The sequence below is a fragment of the Bacillus sp. CGMCC 1.60114 genome (assembly GCF_042676365.1).
GTDB classification, from domain to species: Bacteria; Bacillota; Bacilli; order Bacillales; family Bacillaceae_G; genus Bacillus_A; species Bacillus_A rhizoplanae_A.
In genome coordinates, this window is the sequence record NZ_JBHTHG010000118.1 from 266,477 (window position 1) to 286,955 (window position 20,479).

18 protein-coding genes and 2 pseudogenes are annotated in these 20,479 nt (G+C 34.4%); 15 read left to right on the forward strand and 5 right to left on the reverse strand.

Annotation, left to right across the window (positions count from 1 at the left end; translation table 11 throughout):
• Both ACFQZ1_RS22650 and ACFQZ1_RS22655 read left to right on the forward strand, forming a co-directional pair.
• A pseudogene (locus ACFQZ1_RS22650) lies at positions 1 to 293 on the forward strand (VOC family protein); the annotation flags it as partial.
• A 188-nt stretch (positions 294 to 481) separates the two neighbouring features.
• Positions 482 to 1,519 (forward strand): annotated as a pseudogene (locus ACFQZ1_RS22655) (serine hydrolase domain-containing protein).
• Between the two features lie 94 nt (positions 1,520 to 1,613).
• On the opposite strand, the gene ACFQZ1_RS22660 reads toward ACFQZ1_RS22655, so the two are convergent.
• On the reverse strand, positions 1,614 to 3,071 hold the full coding sequence (locus ACFQZ1_RS22660) for a serine hydrolase (protein ID WP_377884399.1): 1,458 nt from the start codon (positions 3,069 to 3,071) through the stop codon (positions 1,614 to 1,616).
• A gap of 268 nt (positions 3,072 to 3,339) precedes the next feature.
• Between ACFQZ1_RS22660 and ACFQZ1_RS22665 the strand changes: the two genes are divergently transcribed.
• From ACFQZ1_RS22665 to ACFQZ1_RS22685, 5 genes are all read left to right on the forward strand, one after another.
• On the forward strand, positions 3,340 to 4,296 hold the full coding sequence (locus tag ACFQZ1_RS22665; protein ID WP_377884400.1) for a thymidylate synthase: 957 nt from the start codon (positions 3,340 to 3,342) through the stop codon (positions 4,294 to 4,296).
• Positions 4,297 to 4,316: 20 nt separating this feature from the next.
• The gene (locus ACFQZ1_RS22670) at positions 4,317 to 4,805 is read left to right on the forward strand and encodes a dihydrofolate reductase (protein WP_377884401.1); all 489 of its coding nucleotides are present in this window, start codon (positions 4,317 to 4,319) and stop codon (positions 4,803 to 4,805) included.
• A 244-nt stretch (positions 4,806 to 5,049) separates the two neighbouring features.
• Positions 5,050 to 7,044, forward strand: coding sequence for a penicillin-binding transpeptidase domain-containing protein (locus ACFQZ1_RS22675; protein ID WP_377884402.1), 1,995 nt, complete (start codon positions 5,050 to 5,052; stop codon positions 7,042 to 7,044).
• Positions 7,045 to 8,056: 1,012 nt separating this feature from the next.
• Entirely contained in the window at positions 8,057 to 8,695 is a 639-nt protein-coding gene (locus ACFQZ1_RS22680) for an NAD(P)H-binding protein (protein WP_377884403.1), read from the forward strand.
• A 107-nt stretch (positions 8,696 to 8,802) separates the two neighbouring features.
• Positions 8,803 to 10,233, forward strand: a complete 1,431-nt coding sequence (locus ACFQZ1_RS22685; RefSeq protein ID WP_377884404.1) for an IS4 family transposase — start codon at positions 8,803 to 8,805, stop codon at positions 10,231 to 10,233.
• Positions 10,234 to 10,547: 314 nt separating this feature from the next.
• Here the strand turns inward: ACFQZ1_RS22685 and dnaN are convergent, their stop codons facing one another.
• Positions 10,548 to 11,678, reverse strand: a complete 1,131-nt coding sequence (dnaN, locus tag ACFQZ1_RS22690) for a DNA polymerase III subunit beta (RefSeq protein WP_377884405.1) — start codon at positions 11,676 to 11,678, stop codon at positions 10,548 to 10,550.
• Between the two features lie 1,069 nt (positions 11,679 to 12,747).
• Here dnaN and ACFQZ1_RS22695 point away from each other — a divergent pair.
• Positions 12,748 to 13,383 (forward strand): FMN-dependent NADH-azoreductase, encoded by a 636-nt coding sequence (locus tag ACFQZ1_RS22695; RefSeq protein ID WP_377884406.1) that lies wholly within the window; start codon positions 12,748 to 12,750, stop codon positions 13,381 to 13,383.
• Positions 13,384 to 13,496: 113 nt separating this feature from the next.
• Positions 13,497 to 14,216, forward strand: coding sequence for a lysophospholipid acyltransferase family protein (locus ACFQZ1_RS22700; RefSeq protein WP_377884407.1), 720 nt, complete (start codon positions 13,497 to 13,499; stop codon positions 14,214 to 14,216).
• A gap of 30 nt (positions 14,217 to 14,246) precedes the next feature.
• Here ACFQZ1_RS22700 and trhA read toward each other — a convergent pair whose 3' ends face one another.
• Positions 14,247 to 14,903, reverse strand: coding sequence for a PAQR family membrane homeostasis protein TrhA (gene trhA, locus ACFQZ1_RS22705; RefSeq protein WP_377884408.1), 657 nt, complete (start codon positions 14,901 to 14,903; stop codon positions 14,247 to 14,249).
• A 215-nt stretch (positions 14,904 to 15,118) separates the two neighbouring features.
• On the opposite strand from trhA, the gene ACFQZ1_RS22710 reads away from it, so the two are divergent.
• The 4 genes from ACFQZ1_RS22710 to ACFQZ1_RS22725 all read left to right on the forward strand — a co-directional run bounded on the left by ACFQZ1_RS22710 (position 15,119) and on the right by ACFQZ1_RS22725 (position 17,524).
• Positions 15,119 to 15,295, forward strand: a complete 177-nt coding sequence (locus tag ACFQZ1_RS22710) for a twin-arginine translocase TatA/TatE family subunit (RefSeq protein ID WP_377884409.1) — start codon at positions 15,119 to 15,121, stop codon at positions 15,293 to 15,295.
• Positions 15,296 to 15,377: 82 nt separating this feature from the next.
• The gene (gene tatC / locus ACFQZ1_RS22715) at positions 15,378 to 16,121 is read left to right on the forward strand and encodes a twin-arginine translocase subunit TatC (RefSeq protein ID WP_377884410.1); all 744 of its coding nucleotides are present in this window, start codon (positions 15,378 to 15,380) and stop codon (positions 16,119 to 16,121) included.
• Positions 16,122 to 16,276: 155 nt separating this feature from the next.
• Complete coding sequence (locus tag ACFQZ1_RS22720) at positions 16,277 to 16,528, forward strand: DUF2535 family protein (RefSeq protein ID WP_377884411.1); 252 nt, start codon at positions 16,277 to 16,279, stop codon at positions 16,526 to 16,528.
• A gap of 153 nt (positions 16,529 to 16,681) precedes the next feature.
• A complete protein-coding gene (locus tag ACFQZ1_RS22725; RefSeq protein WP_377884412.1) occupies positions 16,682 to 17,524 on the forward strand; it encodes a DegV family protein in 843 nt (280 codons plus the stop codon).
• A gap of 105 nt (positions 17,525 to 17,629) precedes the next feature.
• Here the strand turns inward: ACFQZ1_RS22725 and ACFQZ1_RS22730 are convergent, their stop codons facing one another.
• Positions 17,630 to 18,610, reverse strand: coding sequence for an MBL fold metallo-hydrolase (locus tag ACFQZ1_RS22730; protein ID WP_377884413.1), 981 nt, complete (start codon positions 18,608 to 18,610; stop codon positions 17,630 to 17,632).
• Between the two features lie 135 nt (positions 18,611 to 18,745).
• Here ACFQZ1_RS22730 and ACFQZ1_RS22735 point away from each other — a divergent pair, with 135 nt between their 5' ends.
• The gene (locus ACFQZ1_RS22735; RefSeq protein WP_377884414.1) at positions 18,746 to 19,204 is read left to right on the forward strand and encodes a helix-turn-helix transcriptional regulator; all 459 of its coding nucleotides are present in this window, start codon (positions 18,746 to 18,748) and stop codon (positions 19,202 to 19,204) included.
• 160 nt (positions 19,205 to 19,364) lie between these two features.
• Complete coding sequence (locus ACFQZ1_RS22740) at positions 19,365 to 19,952, forward strand: SCO family protein (protein ID WP_377884415.1); 588 nt, start codon at positions 19,365 to 19,367, stop codon at positions 19,950 to 19,952.
• Positions 19,953 to 19,978: 26 nt separating this feature from the next.
• Here the strand turns inward: ACFQZ1_RS22740 and ACFQZ1_RS22745 are convergent, their stop codons facing one another.
• Positions 19,979 to 20,437 (reverse strand): Hsp20/alpha crystallin family protein, encoded by a 459-nt coding sequence (locus ACFQZ1_RS22745; RefSeq protein WP_377884416.1) that lies wholly within the window; start codon positions 20,435 to 20,437, stop codon positions 19,979 to 19,981.
• Positions 20,438 to 20,479 lie beyond the last annotated feature (42 nt).

Here is a 20,479-nt window from a genome sequence, read left to right on the forward strand (position 1 = left end):
ATTGGCTGGAAACAACTAAATAAAACTGCTTTTAGTACAGGAAAAACAGAAATATATTTTAAGGAAATTGGTGTAGAACTTGTACGAACGTTAGGCCCAAGGCATATTTGTTATCAAGCAATGAATCGTTCTGTAGTTGATGAAGTAGCACATTTCTTACATAATGTTCGTGCACCAATCATTCGTGGACCGATAGAAATAAAAGAGTATTCAGAAAATATTGTACAGTCGATTTTTATGATCCAAATGGTTACATATTAGAAGTTGTGTATGCGCCAAATATGAAGATGTAAATAAAAGATGACCTCTGACAGAGGTCATCTTTTATCATATCCGGCGAGAAGACCTCCACCTCAAGAGCGAAGCAGATAGGTGGGGATGGTTCAATAAATTAACTAAGCCAGGATAAAGATAAAAACAATTTACGAACATATATTCTTTTGTTGGAATTTACATGGAATAATATGGAGGTGGATTCGATATGGAGTTAAGGAATATAAATATTTCCGAACGTATGGAGCATTATCATGTATCTGGTTTAAGTATTGCTTTTATTCATAATGGTGAAATAAATAAGACAAAAGAATTTGGTGCAATGAAAGCAGGAACCAATAATAACGTAAATAATACCACTATTTTTAACGCTTGTTCAATGAGTAAGTTTTTAACAGCAATGCTGGCTTTAAAGTTAACTGAACAAGGTATCTTTGATTTAGATGAGGATATAAATAATAGACTTAAATATCGGAATATTCTAGAAAATTAATATACTCAAAATAAAAAAGTTACGTTACGATCACTACTTAGTCATCAAGCGGGAGTAATAGATCCTGAAGGAAGTTTTAGTGAGCTTGATTCTACTCTAGGTGTTCCTACAATGGTTGAATTATTAGAAGGAAGAACACCGTATTGTAAAGAACGTATTGAAGTGAAATATGAACCAGACAGTGATTTTCAATATTCAGATGCAGGTTTTTGTATCATACAGCAATTAATAGAAGATGTTTGTGGCAAACCTTTCGAGGTGTTAATGGACGAGCTTATATTTGAACCGTTACATATGAAAAACAGTACATTTGAACAAATAACATTCACAGTAAGCAGAGGACAATTTTCTTGTGGTCATAATAAAAAAGGAGAAGTCGTTTCTAGCGAATATCCGATCTATCCATATCCAGCAGCTTCCGGACTTTGGACAACACCTACGGATTTGGCAACTTTGGTAATTGAAGTAATGAATTTTTTAAAAGGTAAAAGTAAAATGGGTCTTTCTGAAAGTAAGGCAAAAGAACTAATTACTTCACAAGGTTGTAAAGAATGGACTGGTTTAGGCGTTTTTCTTGATGGTTCAGGACAAGAAATTGAATTTTCTTCACTTGGTTGGGGAATAGGATTTCAATGTATGTTCGTTGCATACCCATATATAGAAACAGGTGTGGTTATGATGACAAATACAGATTTAGGAGTTCATCAAATGAAGGGCATTATTGGGGAAATATTTGCATCTCTTACTATGTAATGAGTTGAATTACAAATAGGATTGTTTAAAGACAAAGAGCGCTGCGTAAAAATCAGCGCTCTTTATTTTGGGAATAACCTTACTAGTGGAAATTCTATTTTACTATTTTCGTAAATAGAAGTTGCTTAGTGCCTAACATTGCTGGTAGGTGCAGTTTAAGCTCGTTTAGTTCACCTGCTGTATTCATCTCATAAGAAACTAACATGTTCATTTCCATTTGGAAAACATTCCATTTTGTACTGAACATATCATAGTGATGATGGTTCATTTCAATATTGAATGAAGCAAATTTTAAATATAATGATTCATTTCGTTTGTGTACTTCTATTGTTCCGTAAGCAGGATGTTCAAACGTTCCAGTATAATCCTTTAGCGGATGTGAAAGAACGGTTTCCTTTACTTGTGGTAGTGGCTTGTTCATTTCTTTCATTATTTCTTTAAACTTTGCTGTATCTTCTATCGCACGTTTGTGCCAATCAATTGGTTCTAATCCAAGCAATTCATCATAAATTTGATGTGCAAGGTAAGAAGGGAGTAACGTTTTACCGGAATTCGTTAACACGACAAGACCAATATTATGTTCTGGCATAAAAGAAACAAGAGATGTGAATCCATCGATATTACCCCCGTGATGGATTTCTTTATGTCCGCGATAGGCGCTAATAAACCAGCCGAGACCGTAACTGTTTAATGGAGTTTCTGGTATAGTAAACATTGGCTCATCTGGAATTGGAGTATGCGGTGTATACATTTGTTGGAGCAGATTTTGTGCAAGTAATTCATGTTCGCCCACTTTTCCCTTATTTAAATGAAGTAGCACCCATTTTGCCATATCGTCTATATTTGAGTTCATACATCCAGCAGCGCCAATTGTATCAATATTGCAGAAAGGCACTTCTGTTATTTTTTCATCATTCTCAACATAAGGAAGTGCATGGTCATCTGATTTTTGTGAAGTGGTAACTGAGAAGTTTGTACGTTCCATTTGAAGCGGTTCTAAAATATGTTCCGTTACATATTGTTCCCATGGTTGATTTGTAATGTTTTCAGTGATGCAGCTGATCGTAGCATACATTAAGTTGTTGTATAAAAATGCCGAGCGGAATGGTGCATCTAGTTCTAAGTGGCGAATGTTTTCTGCAATATCTTTTCTACTTAAGGAAGTTACGTACCATAGTAAATCATGACGACTCACACCGGTGCGGTGAGATGCTAGGTCACGAGCTGTAGTTTGTGTGCTTGCTAGCGGATCATGAAGTGAAAAAGTTGGAATATAGGTTTGTACAGGTGTATCCCAATTAAATTTTTGCTGCTGCGCAAGTAAACTTAGAGAAAAAGTGCCAAATGCTTTTGTTGATGAACCAATAGCGAATAATGTTTTTGATGTAACTGCTTTTTTATTTTTTGTATCACGGTACCCATAACCTTCTGAGAATACTACTTCTCCATTTTTTACAATAGCAACTGCAGCTCCAGGGACGTTTAAATCTTTCATCATGTTTTGGATTTTCGTATGTAATTTACTTGTAAGAGGCATTTCAGTTTTTTGCATAGTAAAACCTCCACTCATATATTATTTACTTCCGCACTATAGTTTCTTGAAAAGGATAGGAAAACCCTTTTTCTTTTTGTGGGAAAGATTGACAAAAGTATGTCAGATTTTGAAGATGAAAAAATTTTTTAATACGGAGTTTTGTACGTGTATTCTGTATGAAAGAGTTTTTTACTAAAAAGGTCGTGTGAAATTCAAATGCATATATGATAAACTCCATATAGGAAAAAAAATGTTACATAAAGCAATTGTGAAAGAAGGTTACTTGATGAAACACGCAGAGTATGAATATTTAAATATGTGCCGTCACGTTATGGAAAACGGTACGAGAAAAGAAGACCGCACTGGTACAGGGACAGTATCTGTATTTGGGTATCAAATGCGCTTTGATTTAAGTCAAGGTTTTCCGTTACTTACGACAAAACGTGTGCCGTTTCGTTTAGTAGCGAGCGAACTTCTTTGGTTTATGAAAGGTGACACAAACATTCGTTACTTGTTGCAGCATAATAATAATATTTGGAACGAATGGGCGTTTAAGAACTGGGTAGAGAGCGATGCGTATACAGGACCAGATATGACAGACTTTGGACTGCGTTCTCAGCAAGATGAAGGTTTTAATAAGCAATACGAAGAACAAATGGAATTGTTTAAAACAAAAGTGTTAGAAGATGATGAATTTGCGAAGCGTTACGGTAATTTAGGAGATGTATATGGAAAACAGTGGCGTGCATGGAAAACGGCTGCTGGGGAAACGCTTGATCAATTGCAAGATGTAATTGATATGATTAAGAAAAATCCTGATTCCCGCCGTCTAATCGTATCTGCATGGAATCCAGAAGATATACCAAGTATGGCACTGCCGCCTTGTCATACATTATTTCAGTTTTATGTGGCAGACGGGAAATTATCTTGTCAGCTATATCAACGCAGCGGTGATATTTTCCTCGGTATTCCGTTTAATATAGCGAGTTATTCTTTATTAACACATTTAATTGCACATGAGTGTGGCTTAGAAGTAGGAGAATTCGTTCATACAATTGGTGATGCGCATATTTACACAAATCATTTTGAGCAAGTGGAAAAACAATTAGCACGTGAACCACGCCCGTTTCCAAGGTTAAAGCTAAATCCAGATGTGAAATCTATCTTTGATTTTGAAATGAATGATCTTATGTTAGAAGGATATGATCCACATCCAGCAATTAAAGCACCGGTAGCTGTGTAAGTAAAGATAGGGGGATATATATGATTTCATTACTTGTAGCAATGGATAAAAATCGTCTAATCGGTAAAGACAACCAATTACCTTGGCATCTTCCGGCAGATTTGGCGTACTTTAAAAAAGTAACGATGGGCCATCCAATTATCATGGGAAGAAAAACATTTGAATCTATTGGAAGACCTTTACCTGGGAGAACAAACATTATTTTAACCCGTAACACAAATTATGAAATGGAAGGCTGTGAAGTCATCCATTCTATTGATGATGTGCAGAAAATGGACGAGCAAATGAATGAAGAAATTTTTGTAATTGGCGGTGCAGAGATTTTTAAAGAAGTTCTTCCATTTGCAGATCGCTTGTATATTACGAAAATTGAAGAGGTATTTGAAGGCGACACATTTTTCCCAGAAATTAATTACGATGAGTGGGAAGAAATATCTGTAGAACAAGGCGTAACAGATGAGAAAAATCCATATACATATGCTTATCATGTATATGGTAGAAGAAAATAAGGAGAGAGAAGATTGGTGTGTTACATACCAATCTTCTTTTTTTGTTGTCTATTCTAAGTACACTCCACAATTTTATATCCTCTCATTTTTGTTTTTATATTCAGAAAATCTCATATAAAAATTTTCTGAATGTTATAATGGTAATATAAAGAGCGGCGCATATTGCATCGTTTTTTTATGGATAAATTTTATAAAATTGGATTTTTATAGTATGATAGTGTCGAGATATAAAGGAGGAGAAAATGTGAAAAAGATATGGGGAATACTTCTTGTTTTTTCATTGCTACTAGTAGTAGGCTGTGGGAAAGAAGAGAGGCCAGAGCAAGCGATGGATACATATGTAAAAGCATGGAATGAACAAAAGTTTGATAAAATGTATGAACAGTTATCGCAAGAGGCAAAGCAGTCGATTACAAAAGAAGATTTTGTAAAGAAATATGAAAACGTTTATACAGGAATTGCAGTCAAAAATTTAAAAGTAGAAGCAGTAACGAAAAAAGAAAACAAAAAAGATGAGAAAAACAATGCGAATGTACCTTTTAAAGTAAGTATGGATACAATCGGCGGGAAGATTATGTTTGAAAATGATGCAAAACTTGTGAAAGAAAAGGATGGAGATAAGGAAGTCTGGAAAGTTGATTGGACTCCGTCATTTATTTTTCCAACTATGAAACAAGATGATAAAGTACTTGTTCAATCATTTTCGCCAAAGCGCGGTGAAATTTATGATAAGAATGGAAGCGGTTTAGCAACGAATGGGAAAGCTTCTGAAGTTGGAGTTGTGCCTGGAAAATTAGGCGAATCAGCACAGCAAACAAAAGAAACATTAGCAAAGTTATTACAAATGTCGGTTGAAGATATCGAAAAGAAATTAACAGCAAAATGGGTACAACCAGGCTATTATGTTCCACTTTCTATTTTACCAGAGGGTGCCAATGAAAATGATTACATTTCTATGCCCGGTGTAGCGACACGTACAGTAAATGTTCGTACATATCCTTTAGGAGAAGCTGCGGCACATTTGACAGGCTATATGGGGAAAGTGAATGCAGAGGATTTAAAGAAATTAGGGGACAAAGGATATAAAGCCGATGATCCTGTTGGAAGAACAGGTCTAGAAAGTGTTTTTGAAGATAAACTTCGCGGTGAAAAAGGTGGACGTGTTTATATTGCAGATGCGAAAGGGAAAGAATTAAAAGAACTTGCCAAAAAAGAAGCGAAAGATGGCGAAAATATTACACTAACGATTGATGGAAATTTACAACAAAAAATTTATGCAGAAATGAAGGGCGAAGTGGGCTCAAGTGTAGCAGTGCAGCCGCAAACAGGAGAAACATTAGCGCTTGTAAGTAGTCCATCATACAATCCAAACGCTATGATTAGAGAGTCAGCGAAAGCAGAGCGAGATGCTTGGAATAATGATCCGAAAAAGCCGATGACAAATCGGTTTACACAAGTATACGCACCCGGTTCTGTTTTTAAACCTATTACAGGTGCAATTGGCCTAGAAACAAAAACGCTTAATCCAACAGAATCTCTTAAAATTGATGGTTTAAAATGGGCAAAAGATTCTTCTTGGGGTAATTACTATGTAACGCGTGTCAAAGATGTCAATCCAGTTGATTTTGAAAAAGCAATGATGTATTCTGATAACATTTATTTTGCGCAGGAAGCATTAAAAATTGGTAAAGATAAGTTTATAGAAGAAGCGAAGAAATTTGGATTTGGTGAAAAGTTACCGATTGAGTATGGATTTGCAACTTCGCAAATCGCAAAAGATGGTATGAAAAATGATATTCAGCTTGCTGATACAGGGTATGGTCAAGGTGAAGTTTTAATGTCATCTCTTCACGTTGCATTATCTTATGCGCCAATTGTAAATGAGGGGAATATTCCGTCTCCACACCTTGTAAAAGACGAAAAGCAGGTAAAGGCGTGGAAAGAAAATGTGGTATCCAAAGAGAACAATGCTATTTTGAAAGACGCTTTAATAAAAGTTGTGAATGACCCAGAAGGAACAGGTAAGATTGCAAAATTAGATGGTATTACGCTTGCTGGAAAAACAGGAACAGCGGAATTAAAAGAATCAAAAGAAGCAGATGGTAAAGAGTTAGGGTGGTTTGTTGCATTTGATGCAAATTCTCCAAATATGGTTGTGGCAATGATGATTGAAGATGTAAAAGGTAGAGGTGGAAGTAGTATTCCGGCTGAAAAAGTCAAACGTGTGTTTCAAAAGTGATGGACAAGGAGCTATCTCATTCAAAATTAAATAGACTATAAGACTAAAAAGGTGTTTTCACGTATAGAAAGCACCTTTTGTTTTCTTTCCATGATTCTTTTTGATGAATTGTTGAACCGATTCTTTAAAGGGATACTCATAATGTATATCCTATACATGTACAATTAACACAATGTCATATTATTGAAATTCAAAAAGATTATATATCCCTTGCCTATCAATAATTAAGCCTATTTCCTTTTCCAATATTTATACAGAAATGTATACATCCTAGTTTTATCATGTAGGATTTTTCTGAATTTCCTTTATTTCCTGTATATAAATTGTATAGTTACTATCTAGTCTAATACTTTATTTTAATAAAGACTCTTTTTACGATATGAAACTGATTCATGAGTCTAAATCATTATTTAATTAAATTAGAAAAATAAGAATAGGGAAATCTAATTAGAGCAACACTGTGCAGTCTAAAACATTTTTCAAACTGAACAACAACTCCCCCTGCTCCACAATAAGTATAGGGACTATCAAAGCAATCTCCATTATGAACTCTTATCCTTTATTACATCTATTTATGGTCCATATTCTGCATCCTAACCACATATTCCTTCTTGGGGTACCGTCACATCGCCATCAACTTAAGAAATTGATTGTCCCCCAAAACGAAAAAAATGAGCTAAATTCTCATAAATAACTGCAAAATAATAAAATTTTTGTTTTGGGGACAATTCAAAGTACTAAATTGATGACAACGTGGCGGGACTCCTAAAATAAAATTATAATTAGCATTGCTTTTAACAATGTGACAATAATTATTGTCAGACCTCCATTTCTGTTGCGATTTATCTTGTTATTTAAGGCATTAAAAGAAAACCCAAGAACAAATAGGTAATTTATGTTAAAATATAAAGAAAAATGATAAATATTATTAACTGTGAAAAGGACAAGATTGTAAAATAAGAATCTAATTCGGAAGGATTGAGTTTATTTATATATTCTTAGGAGTGATGGAATGGATAATCCTTATAAAATAGCTGTAATTGGTGGCACTGGTAAGGTAGGACGTTATATAGCTTCAGAATCGTTAAAAAATGGCTACCAAGTTCGTATGCTTGTTCGGAACCCTAAAAATTTAAAATACAACGATGATAAAATTGAGATTGTAACAGGTACTGCGGAGAATGTAGATGCAATAAGACAACTACTCGAAGGTTGTCTTATTGTTATAAATTGCTTTGGTCAACCTATGAGAGATACACCTATATATAGCAAAGTTACCAGAGATATACTTGAAGTAATGAAAGAAAAGGATATTAAGAGATATATTGGAGTTACAGGAGCTTCTCTCAACATTATAGGAGATAAAAAAAGTCCTTTAAATAAGATTGGAGCAAAAATGTTTGAAGTGCTCTTTTCCAAAATGATGAAAGATAAAAGAGAAGAGCTGAATATTCTTTTGAAAAATAAAGACCTTGATTGGACACTAATAAGACTACCTTTTGTAAAAGAGGGTATTGAAGTAAGAGCGGTCAAAGAAAGTCTTACCGATATGCCTGGGACAATGATTTCAAATAAAGAAATAGCAAATTTTATAATTAGCCAGATTGATAATAAAGAGTATATTCATAAAACACCTTTTATTGCAATTTAATATAAGGGTAGCGTCACATCGCTATCAACCTAATAAAACAAAATACCCCTAAAATGAAAAAATACGCTATTCTTTCTGTAGAATCATAGGAAAGGATGGCGTTTTTTATGGACCTCTCGCTTTCTGAAGAATTACATCTATTCTCACAAGAATTACAACGCTTTCTATCTCCAGTAGTCCTACAAGACATCGCCAGACAAGTTGGCTTTGTAAAGCGATCTAGTAAATATCAAGCAAACGAACTTATTGCCCTTTGCGTATGGCTCAGTCAGGAAATCGCTAGCACATCACTTACACAATTATGCAGTCGGTTAGAAGCTTCCACTGGGGTACTAATGAGCCCGGAAGGATTGAATCAACGCTTTAATCCAGCAGCTGTCGCATTCCTTCGAGAAGTCTTTACTTCTCTTCTCACACAAAAACTCTGTTCCAATCAATCGCTTTCTGCATACATGATGTCTATTTTCAATCGTATTCGTATTTTAGATGCGACGATGTTTCAGTTACCAGATACCTTCGCCACTGACTATCAAGGATCAGGTGGAAGTAGTAATACTGCGGGGGTGAAGATTCAACTTGAATACGATTTACTCAGTGGTCAATTTTTAAACGTACAGCTTGGGCCAGGAAAGAACAATGATAAAACATACGGTACCATTTGCCTTGAAACCGTTGAAAAAGGAGACCTATGTTTGCGTGATCTCGGTTACTTCGATTTAAGTGATTTACAAGCGATTCACGATAAAAAGGCTTACTATATCTCGAGGTTGAAGCTGAATACACGCATTTATATCAAGAACCCTGAGCCAAAATACTTCAACAATGGTACGTTAAAAAAGCAAACAGAATACATCCAACTTGATATGACACAAATGATGTCTAGTCTATCCCCTGGTGAAACGATGGAAATCCCCGAGGCATATATTGGCCAAAATCAGAAGCTTCCAGCACGTGTCATGATCCATCGTTTAACCGACGATCAAACACAAACACGTTTGAAAAATCAAGCAATACGTGAGAAGAAAAAGGGTATTATCATGAAGGATAAAAGTAAGCATTTGATGAGCATGAATGTATATATTACGAACACATCGCCAGAAGAAGTACCGACTAACTATGTGCATTCCTTGTATTCACTGCGTTGGCAAATAGAGATTTTGTTTAAAACATGGAAGTCGTTCTTTGAAATTGATGAGTGTAAGGGCATCAAAAAAGAACGTCTTGAATGCCATTTGTATGGTCAACTCATTGGCATTCTCATCTGTTCCTCTACGATGTTTCAAATGCGACAGTTTCTACTCGGAAAGCAGAAGCAAGAACTAAGCGAATACAAAGCAATTTATATGATTAAGGATTACTTTCCATTACTGTTCCAAGCAATGGCGGTTGACACAGATGAACTTTCGGCAATTCTGCATCGCCTCTATCAATTGCTTAAAAAAAATGGTCGTAAATGTCATCGTTACAAAAAAATGACCGTCTTTGATATTCTGGGTGTTGTCTATGAAACGACGGTGAATAAAAGACAAGTTGCCTAGCGGAAAAATCACATTCTCATAGGTTTATTTGGCATGTTTATTTTTCCAAAACTCATTAGTCACAGTACAAAAATCAAGGTGTAGCTAGGGTTTCTCACCGTTAGCTTGATGGGCATGGGGTACCGTCAGGGAAATGCGGATTTACAACGTTAAGGAAATTCTAATATTAAAAAGCCCGATTTCTTTTCTCAATTAAAATAGAGAAAAGAAATCGGACTTTTTTCGTTTCTTCATTAAAGTGTTCGATTATCGAGTAACATAGTCTTGTTCAATTAAAGATCACCGTTACTAACAGTAATAAAATCCTGGTCTATTTAATATGATCGCACTGGTGAAATAAGATGAAGATATGAAGAATTATCAACAGGTTCAATTAAGACTGGTCTCATTGAACCACCAAAACTTAATCTTATCTCTTCTTCTTTTATTACTTTTAAAGCATCCATTAAAAAACTTCCATCAAGTGAAATACTTAATTCAATCTCTCCGTTAATCATCTTGATATTTTGTGTTTCTTCTATTTTCCCTAATTCTGATGAGGTAGAAAAAATTCTTATCTTTGTACCATCCTTTATTTCTAAATTTACATTATTATTTCTCCATTCATTTGCAAAAAGACATGCTCTATCAATACCTTTTAATAGTTGAGTTGTGTCCAAAGTAATTACTGTCTTCGAATCTTTTGGTAACAATCCCGAAATGTTAGGATAATTACCTTCAATTAATCTTGAAAAAAGTGAGATAGTGTCTGATTTAAACACTATATAGCTATCTGTTATATAAATATGTATTTCACCGGTTTCATTTTTAATTAACTTAGTAAGCTCATTTAAGCTTGTACTCGGAACAATGAAAGAACCATTTACATTTGTTTCTATTGCAAGTTCTCTTAGTGCTAACCGATGAGAATTTGTTGCAGCACACGAAATTTGGTTTTCTTTAAAAGACATATTAACTCCTGTCAGGACAGGTCTGGACTCGCTCTTAGAAACTGCGAATACAGTTTGATTAATTATTTCCATTAATTCAATACTGGAAATTTTAGTGTATTTAGCTTCATCAATTTGAGGAAGACTTGGGTATTCTTTAGGGTTAAATCCGTTTAGGTTGATTACAATTTCATCAGACTGAATGGTAACTAATTGTTTTTCGTTTACTTTTAAATGTATATTACTAGGGAGCTTTTTAGCAATTTCACTTAAATATTTAGCAGATATAACAATACTACCTGTCTTATAAACTTCCAATACCTTTACATCATTAATCATTAAAGGTACTACTTTTTCAATAACAATATCAGAATTGCTTCCAATAAGGATTAAGCAATTTTTTTCAGCAATTATCTTAATACCTGTCAAAATAGGGAAAGGGGTTTTTAAAGATACTGCTTTACTAACCTCTGAAATTGCTTTGTTAAAACATTCATTATTTATTATAATTTCCATAATAAAGTTCACCCCATTTTAATCGTTAGTAAAACTAATTCGACAAAATTACTGAAAATTCCTATTTAACTAAACTATCTTAATTCAAATAAAATGGGCTCATTAGACTCTTTAAGAACACTGAAACCTTCTCAACGTTGTTAAAAGCAGGGGAATCGTCTTGAAAATGAGCTTAGTGTTGTAAATACGCATTTTCCTGATGGTACTCCCTTCTTAGACTAAACTGACCTTTAGTTTAAGTGTAAATCTTCACAATTTCACTTCCGATTAACATAAATATCCAATTTCCCTCTATTAAGAAAGAACCGAAAACGTCCGTTTAAGGAACTTTATTTATTTCTAACGAAACTGACAGAAATACGGTCAAAAAACAGTTCCAAAACTCATTACCAAAAACAAAGTACCATAACAAACAATAAGCATCGTTTATGGAACATTCTTAACGTACGGTAAAACCAAGTTTTTTAATTGAAAAAATCCTTAGCGTACGAAATTCGCGAAATGTTGGCGAGACCCCATGCCCATCAACTTAAGAATTTAGAATCACCCCAAAACAAAAAAATGAAAATTTCTCAATTTTATCGTTTTGAGGTAGTTTATTTTTGTTAGGTTGATGGCGATGGGGTAACCCGTTTTATCAGCTTGATGGACATGTGGCGAGACCCTAAAAAAAAATAAGAGGTAAACACATATTAAACATGACTAATATGTACTTACCTTTATTTTTTGAGGATTTTTAACTTTTAGGTCTTGATAATTGTTTGTGAGATAGCTCTTTTTTATTTGGCATTCCTACTTGAAGATGATGGGAAACCAAAGAAGAGAGGGAAATAACAGCCGATATGCCTCTAATTGTTGATAGCTTTCCGTAACTTAGTTATGGATTTCTTTCACTGATGAAAGTCATATTCAATACAGTTATTCACTTACTAAAAAAAAGTAACTATTTTTGTTGACAGATAAACATTAATTATATATTATTACTTATGTAAGGTAAGTAATTTACTTTTCAATAATAAAATCTCGAATTGAAGATATTAACGAAGAGAAAAAAGGGAGAGAAATCAATATGACAAAAGTACTATTTATTACAGCAAATCCAAATTCAGCAGAAGTATCATTCGGCATGGCAGTAGGAGCAGCATTTATTGAAGCTTACAAACAAGCAAATCCACAAGATGACGTTGTAACAATTGATTTATTCCATACAAACGTACCTGCAATTGATGGTGAAGTACTTGCTGCTTGGGGAAAACTTGGTGCAGGAGAAGGCTTTGAAACATTAAGCGAAAGTCAACAACAAAAAATTGCAGCAATGAATGGAAACTTAGAAACATTTATGCATGCAGATAAATACGTATTTGTAACACCAATGTGGAACTTGAGCTATCCACCAGTTGTAAAAGCATACTTAGATAATTTATCAATTGCAGGTAAAACATTTAAATATACTGAAAATGGTCCAGTTGGTTTATTAGAAGGCAAAAAAGCGCTTCATATCCAAGCAACAGGCGGTGTTTATTCTGAAGGACCATACGCAGGAGTGGACTTTGGTCGCAACCACTTAAATGCAATGCTAGGTTTCATGGGTGTAACGGATGTAGAATATATTGCAGTAGAAGGTATGAGTGCAAATCCTACACAGGCACCTGAAATTAAAGAACAAGCAATCGAAAAAGCACGTAAATTAGCAAAACAATTCTAATCTATCATATTATAAAAAATGTCCAAACGCTTGTCGTTTGGACATTTTTTCTTCTTTTTCCTTCGTTTGTCTAGTATAATGAAGAACGGAATGACAATATGTGGGGGTTCTATATGATTCAAACGGTTTTTAAGATTTTGTACTTAATTTTAATTGTAATTGGTATTACGCCAAGAATGTGGCGTATAAAACGAAAGTTACATACACTATCACCGCAAGAAAAAGATCATCAGGTTTTTAAAACAACAAATTGGTTTGGTAAGAAGATGATTCATGTAGCTGGATCAACAGTACAAGTGAATGGACTTGAAAATGTACCACAGGATAAGCCAGTGCTAGTAGTAAGTAATCATCAAAGTGATATGGATATTCCTGTTTTAATGGGCTATTTAAATAAGCCAATTGGATTTGTTGCGAAAGTAGAAATTAAAAAGTTTCCACTTGTATCAACATGGATGGAATTGATGAACTGTGTATTTATGGATCGTAAGGATCGCCGTCAATCTTTACAAGCTATTAAAGATGGAATTGAGCTGTTAAAGCAAGGACATTCTATCGTTATTTTTCCAGAAGGAACTCGTAGTAAGGGTGCTGGAATGGGAGAATTTAAAGCTGGTAGTTTCCATCTTGCTGTCAAATCAGGTGTAGCGATTTTACCAGTAACAGTGGACGGGACTTATAAAATGTTTGAAGCAAACGGTAATCGAATGAAACCAGCGCATGCAACAGTCACGATTTCGAAACCAATTACAGCAGAACAATATCAAAATATGGATATTAAAGAATTAACGAAATATACGCAGGATATTATTGCGAGTCAGCTAAATAAGTAAAAAAGTCTCAGCTATAAAGCTGAGACTTTTTTACGCTACAGGCAACACATAAAATAACACGCAGAAAAACATCAACGTACTTCCGCCTAATACAAATACGTGCCAAATTGCATGATTGAATGGGAGCTTTTCCCATAAGAAGAAGATGGCGCCGACAGAGTATAAAATTCCACCGGCTAATAATAAGGAAAAGCCATGCCCTGTTAAGCTTTCATATAACGGCTTAATGGCAACGATGATGAGCCATCCCATAATGACATAAAACAAAGTTGACAGTTTAATAAAGCGACGTACAAAAAAGATTTTAAAGACGATTCCGGCAATTGCTAACGTCCAAATGATTGCGAGTAATGTCCAGCCCAGTGGTCCGCGCAGTGTAACGAGTAGAAATGGTGTATATGTGCCAGCAATTAATAAATAGATGGCAGAATGATCTAAGATAGTAAATAACTTTTCTACTTTTGGGTGATGGATACTATGTAATAGCGTTGAACATAAATAAAGTAAAAACATGCTCACACCATATATAGTAAACCCTACAATTGCCGATGCTGTTCCGTACTTTGCGGCATGGATAATTAAAATAATTAACGCAGGGATACTTAAAATGGCACCGATGCCATGTGTAATTGCATTTGCGATTTCCTCTTTAACAAACTGAGTCATTCGAGTTATCTTTTGAGTCATGTTTCGACTCCTTTCTTACGTAGTAAAATGAGGAGTATAGTTTCTTTCACCATATCATATACGAAAGGAATAGGAAATGAAAATTGTATGAAAATTATATTTTCAAATTTTTTTGATAAAAGATAGCGGATACATTGACGTTTTCAAACTTTTTTGACAAAATGAAATTATGGGATAGTAGAACCATTCAATCTACTTATAAGGGGGATGGAAATATGTTTTCAAATATTGGTTTTCCAGGCTTAATTTTAATTTTAGTAGCTGTGCTTATTTTATTTGGCCCCAAAAAATTACCTGAGATCGGACGGGCTTTAGGGGAAACTTTAAAAGAATTTAAGAAATCAACAAAGGAATTAACAGATGATGCTTTTCAAGAAAAAGAACGTAAATAATATATGTATTGTTTAGAAAAGATGTAAGGCGAGAATCTCTCTTGCATCTTTTTTATCTGATGAAAAAAGAGTGGTGAAAAAAATGGATGATCGAGAAATGAGTGTTATAGAGCATATTAGTGAATTACGAAAGCGTTTAATTATTACCGTCCTATCATTTGTTTTTTTCTTAATTATAGGATTTGTATACGCAAAAGATATTTACTTTTTTCTTGTGAAAGATTTAACAATGAAATTGACAGTTTTAGGTCCAAGTGATGTATTATGGATTTTCTTTTCCATTGCCTCGCTTTTTGCAATTGTTTGTACTATACCAATAGCTGCATTTCAATTATGGTTATTTGTAAAGCCGGGTTTGCATCCGCGGGAACAAAAAATGACTTTAATGTATATTCCTGTGTTATGTATATTATTTATTGCAGGACTATGTTTCGGATATTTTATTGTGATGCCGTTTTTATTTCACTTTTTAACGCAGCTTGGAAGTGAGATGTTTAATACGATGTTTACAACTGAGAAATATTTTTATTTCGTATTAAACTTAACTGTACCATTTGCGGTTATATTTGAATTACCTATTGTTGTTATGTTTTTAACAAGCATTGGCTTTTTAACGCCATACTTCCTACAACAAATAAGGAGATATGCATATGTCGTATTGATTATTATAGCATCATGTATATCGCCACCTGATTTTTTATCTCACAGCTTGGTAGCAGTGCCTCTTATATGTATTTATGAGATTAGTATTATTCTGTCGAAAATTGTGTATAAACGTAAACAAAATCGTGAAAATGATTTTGTTTCAAAAAGTGCCTCTTTATGATGGGCACTTTTTTTATTTCTTTGTTATACTATTTATGTAAGCGTATACAATATAAAGAAGAAAAAAATTAATGCTTCTCCAAAATTTAGACAAACTTTTTGTCTTTGTCGGTTTATACTAACATTATAAATCCAAAAAAAAAGAGGATTGATATCGTGATTATGAAGAGTTTTTATTTTACTCACCCAACAGGAAAATGCGTAAAGGTGGTCGAAATTCCTGTGCTACAAACACAGCACCCATTAGCGTTTCAAATTCAGTCGCGTCTTCAGCTCTTTATCTCCAAAATTCAAAAACAAAAACAACCAAGGTTTTCGTACTCATTTCGAGAATATTTGCGAGGTTGTTTAAAATGGAATGATTATTCAAATGTATATGAAACAAATACGCTAGAAAAAAATGCATAGAAAAAATGTAAGGCAGAGCAAAAGTGCTCTGCCTTACATTTTTTAGCCACATAAAGCGAGAATTTTGTCGGAAAATTACCTTAAAATGTTGAAAGCAGTGGGAATACTAGTATAATAACAGGGAGAGCGTAGTGGAAAGGGAAGAAGTAAAACATGCAAAAAATTAAAATTGTTACAGACTCAACGGCGGATTTATCACAAGATGTGATTGAAAAATATGATATTCACGTTATCCCATTATCAATTTCTGTGAACGGACAAACTTATTTAGATCGTGTAGATTTACAACCAGATGAGTTTATTGAAGAAATGGAAAAATCGGAAGAGTTACCAAAAACATCTCAACCAGCAGTTGGTTCATTTGTAGAATTGTATGATCATTTAGGCGAGGACGGCAGCGAAGTTCTTTCGATTCATTTAACAAATGGACTAAGTGGATCAGTTGCAACAGCAAGCAGTGCAGCAACAATGACAAATACAAAAGTAACGGTAGTAGATTCTTTATTGATTACTCATGCTTTAGGATATCAAGTAATTGAGGCAGCGAAAATGGCGCAAGAAGGACGTTCTTTAGAAGATATTTTAAAACGTGTTGAAGAAGTTAGAAAAAACACGCGTCTATTCGTTGTTGTTGATACGTTAGAAAACCTTGTAAAAGGTGGCCGTATCGGTAAAGGAAAAGCAATGATTGGATCTTTATTAAATATTAAGCCGATTGCTAGTGTTGAAGACGGGGTCCTCAATCCGATTACTAAGGTACGTAGTCAAGGACAAGTCGTAAAAACATTAGCGAAAATATTTGAAGAAGATATAGCTGGTAAAACAGTAAAAGCAGTTGCGATTCCACATGCAAAAGCATTACCGTTAGCGCAGAAGATGAAAGAGGCAGTTGAAAAGATTAGTGGATTTACACAATCAGAAATTTTCTTTACAACACCTGTTATTAGTACACATACAGGTGTTGGGGCGATTGGATTCTCTTATTTTGCAGAATAGAAAAGAGCTACTTGATTATATTCAAGTAGCTTTTTTCGTGCCGTACAAAATAAATAATGCGTACCGTATAAATGCTGATACTAATCATGTATTGAGTTTGTAATATTATATATGCATACTTTCTCTTTTTACTTTTTCTTCTTGTATGGAGGGAGGAGTAGCTATATATGTTTGCCCAAGAAATAAAACATGCAACTGTTCCCATGGTAGCATTCGTAAATTCCAATTGCTGCGAAGTCTTGTAATCGCCTCTTTTGGTGTTTCATCTGCGAGCGGAAATGTACCGTAATGCATTGGGATAAAATGTTTTGCTTTTATATCTAAAAACGCTTGCACTGCTTCTTCTGGAGAAATATGCGATACCTTCATAAACCATTCGGGTTCATAGGCTCCAATTGGCATGAGGGCAATATCAATGGTAAAGCGGTCCCCAATTTCTTTAAACCCCCGAAAATATCCGCTATCGCCGCAAAAATAAATGGTTTCTTCTGTTGTTTTGTTCTCAATGATCCATCCTCCCCAATGAGAGGAATTCATATCAAATAGAGATCTTCTCATCCAATGCTGAGCTGGAACAAAGTGCAAATGTACATTATTAATTACTGTATGTTCCCACCAGTTATATTCTTCAACATGGAAAAATTTCTTTCGTAAAAATAACTTTTTTAAACCACTGGGTACTAAATACAGTACATCCGATTTTAGTTGACGAAGTGTGGGAAAGTCGAGGTGATCGTAGTGACCGTGAGAAATAAGCACCACATCAATGGGCGGCAGTTCTTCAAGAATTAGTCCGGGATCCGTAAGCCGTGGTACAACTTTAACTTTTTTAGACCATACAGGATCGGTTAAGATATTGAGTCCATTTGTTTGAATAAGGAATGTCGAGTGACCAACCCATGTAACAGTTGTTTTATCTTCATTTTCACGTAAGAAAGTATCTTGTTTTACAGGCGATTGTTCTATAATGAAGGAAATGTCTTTTTTCTTTTGTTTGCGTTCTTTTCTCCATCGTAAAAAGTCTCTTATTGGTTTTTGTGTACTAACGCTATCCATGTTCTCATAACGTTTTCCGCACATGAACATCACCTCACATAAAATCTGTTTAATGCTATTGTATTGAAATGTAGTAAAGGAAAGAAGTGAATGAAATTGACTAATTATTAAAAAAGTGTAAAATTACAACGAGGTAATCTTTACAAAGCAAGCAGAGGTGTTCACATGAATAAAGAAGTAATGGTATTGACAATCGCCAAAAAAATGAAGCTTATTCGAACAGAATATAATTATACACAAGAAGAAATGGCAGAGATTCTAGGTCTTTCCAAAAAGACACTTGTTCAAATTGAAAAAGAGCGTATTTTGCCTTCGTGGGCGACTGTTATTGCAATATGTGCGTTGTTTCAAGACAGTGAAGTACTGCAGTCTGCGTTTGGGGGATCTGCTCTTGAAGTTGTCCAAACAATCTCTCATCGTCATATTGAATATAAAAAAGAAAAAACGATGGGTGGACGTGTATGGTGGAAGGAAATTGAGAAAAAAGGACCTTTCCGCTTACAGCAAAACATTATCAGTCAACATTATCGTATTTTAGATGACAAAGAATATAGATGGTTTAGTACATTTGAAAAAGAAGAAGCTATTGAAAAATTAGTACGATTTAGTGAACAAGTGAAGTAAACACTTCTCCTGTAGTGTTTACCTTTGTTACAATAAGGTGAAACTTTCATTAGTAGGATTGTTCTGCATTGATAGAGAAATCTTGCAAATGGACTCTTATTGTTCGTTAACATAGGATAGAAGAAATGTTATATTTTGAAAGAGAGAAAGGTGTTCTAGAATGAAGAAATATCAAAAATGGATTGGTATTCTTACTACTTTTTGCTTACTAGTCTTAGCTGGATGCAGTTCAGGATCAAAACTTCGAGATCCATTAAATTGGGATGTCGAAAGTTTTCAATACATAAATCAAAATGGTGAGAAGTTTGGCACGAAAGATTTAAAAGGAAAAGTGTGGGTAGCGGATTTCGTATTTACACATTGTCAAACAGTATGCCCACCACTGACGGCTAATATGGCGAAATTACAAAGTCTGGCGAAAGAACGAAAACTAGATGTTCAATTTGTATCGTTCAGTGTTGATCCAACGGTAGATAAGCCCGAAAACTTAAAAACATTTGTACAAAAGTTCACGGATGATACGAAGAACTGGAATTTGCTAACTGGGTATACGCAAGATGACATTGAAAAGTTTGCAAAGAAAAACTTCCAAATGCTTGTTGACAAACCTGACAATACAGATCAAGTTATTCATGGGACATCATTTTATTTAGTAGATCAAAACGGGAAAGTTATGAAGAAATATAGTGGTATTACGAATACACCGTATGATGATATACTTCGTGATATTAAGCGTTTAACACAGTAAAAAAGGATGCCAATGGGCATCCTTTTTTATTCAATCGATAAAATATCATGCTGCTGCGGAAGTTTTGGTGCACGAATTTCTAAAATGCCATCTTGATAAGAAGCTTTCGCTTGTTTTTTATTAATCGTATACGGTAGTTTAATCATGCGGGAAGCTTCTGACACTGCGCGTTCGCGGCGATAATAATTATGTGATTCTTTTATTTCTTCTCCTAAAACTTCTTCTTTTACGGAAATTTTTAAGTATTCACCCTGTATTTCAATTTGAATCTGTTGTTTTTGAACACCAGGAAGCTCAGCTTTTACAACAAGGTCTTCTCCTACTTCAAATAAATCAACAGGGAATGTTAATAAACGATTTCCTTTTTGGAAAAAGTGATTCATATCTGCAATAACATCACGAAGCGGTGTTTGTTCGAAAAAGTCATCGATTTGCTTTAAGTAACTTCGAAATGGCGGACGTGAAGGTTTTTGTTCATCACTCATAATTTCTCCTCCTAAAGATAAATCTGAAATATCATATGACTA

What these genes read in the sequence shown, in the direction of transcription:
- ACFQZ1_RS22660 (WP_377884399.1), bottom strand. Translation starts at nt 3,071, where the DNA reads ATGCAAAAAACTGAAATGCCTCTTACAAGTAAATTACATACGAAAATC.
- ACFQZ1_RS22665 (WP_377884400.1), top strand. Translation starts at nt 3,340, where the DNA reads ATGAAACACGCAGAGTATGAATATTTAAATATGTGCCGTCACGTTATG.
- ACFQZ1_RS22670 (WP_377884401.1), top strand. Translation starts at nt 4,317, where the DNA reads ATGATTTCATTACTTGTAGCAATGGATAAAAATCGTCTAATCGGTAAA.
- ACFQZ1_RS22680 (WP_377884403.1), top strand. Translation starts at nt 8,057, where the DNA reads ATGGATAATCCTTATAAAATAGCTGTAATTGGTGGCACTGGTAAGGTA.
- ACFQZ1_RS22685 (WP_377884404.1), top strand. Translation starts at nt 8,803, where the DNA reads ATGGACCTCTCGCTTTCTGAAGAATTACATCTATTCTCACAAGAATTA.
- dnaN (WP_377884405.1), bottom strand. Translation starts at nt 11,678, where the DNA reads ATGGAAATTATAATAAATAATGAATGTTTTAACAAAGCAATTTCAGAG.
- ACFQZ1_RS22695 (WP_377884406.1), top strand. Translation starts at nt 12,748, where the DNA reads ATGACAAAAGTACTATTTATTACAGCAAATCCAAATTCAGCAGAAGTA.
- ACFQZ1_RS22700 (WP_377884407.1), top strand. Translation starts at nt 13,497, where the DNA reads ATGATTCAAACGGTTTTTAAGATTTTGTACTTAATTTTAATTGTAATT.
- trhA (WP_377884408.1), bottom strand. Translation starts at nt 14,903, where the DNA reads ATGACTCAAAAGATAACTCGAATGACTCAGTTTGTTAAAGAGGAAATC.
- ACFQZ1_RS22710 (WP_377884409.1), top strand. Translation starts at nt 15,119, where the DNA reads ATGTTTTCAAATATTGGTTTTCCAGGCTTAATTTTAATTTTAGTAGCT.
- tatC (WP_377884410.1), top strand. Translation starts at nt 15,378, where the DNA reads ATGGATGATCGAGAAATGAGTGTTATAGAGCATATTAGTGAATTACGA.
- ACFQZ1_RS22725 (WP_377884412.1), top strand. Translation starts at nt 16,682, where the DNA reads ATGCAAAAAATTAAAATTGTTACAGACTCAACGGCGGATTTATCACAA.
- ACFQZ1_RS22730 (WP_377884413.1), bottom strand. Translation starts at nt 18,610, where the DNA reads ATGTTCATGTGCGGAAAACGTTATGAGAACATGGATAGCGTTAGTACA.
- ACFQZ1_RS22735 (WP_377884414.1), top strand. Translation starts at nt 18,746, where the DNA reads ATGAATAAAGAAGTAATGGTATTGACAATCGCCAAAAAAATGAAGCTT.
- ACFQZ1_RS22740 (WP_377884415.1), top strand. Translation starts at nt 19,365, where the DNA reads ATGAAGAAATATCAAAAATGGATTGGTATTCTTACTACTTTTTGCTTA.
- ACFQZ1_RS22745 (WP_377884416.1), bottom strand. Translation starts at nt 20,437, where the DNA reads ATGAGTGATGAACAAAAACCTTCACGTCCGCCATTTCGAAGTTACTTA.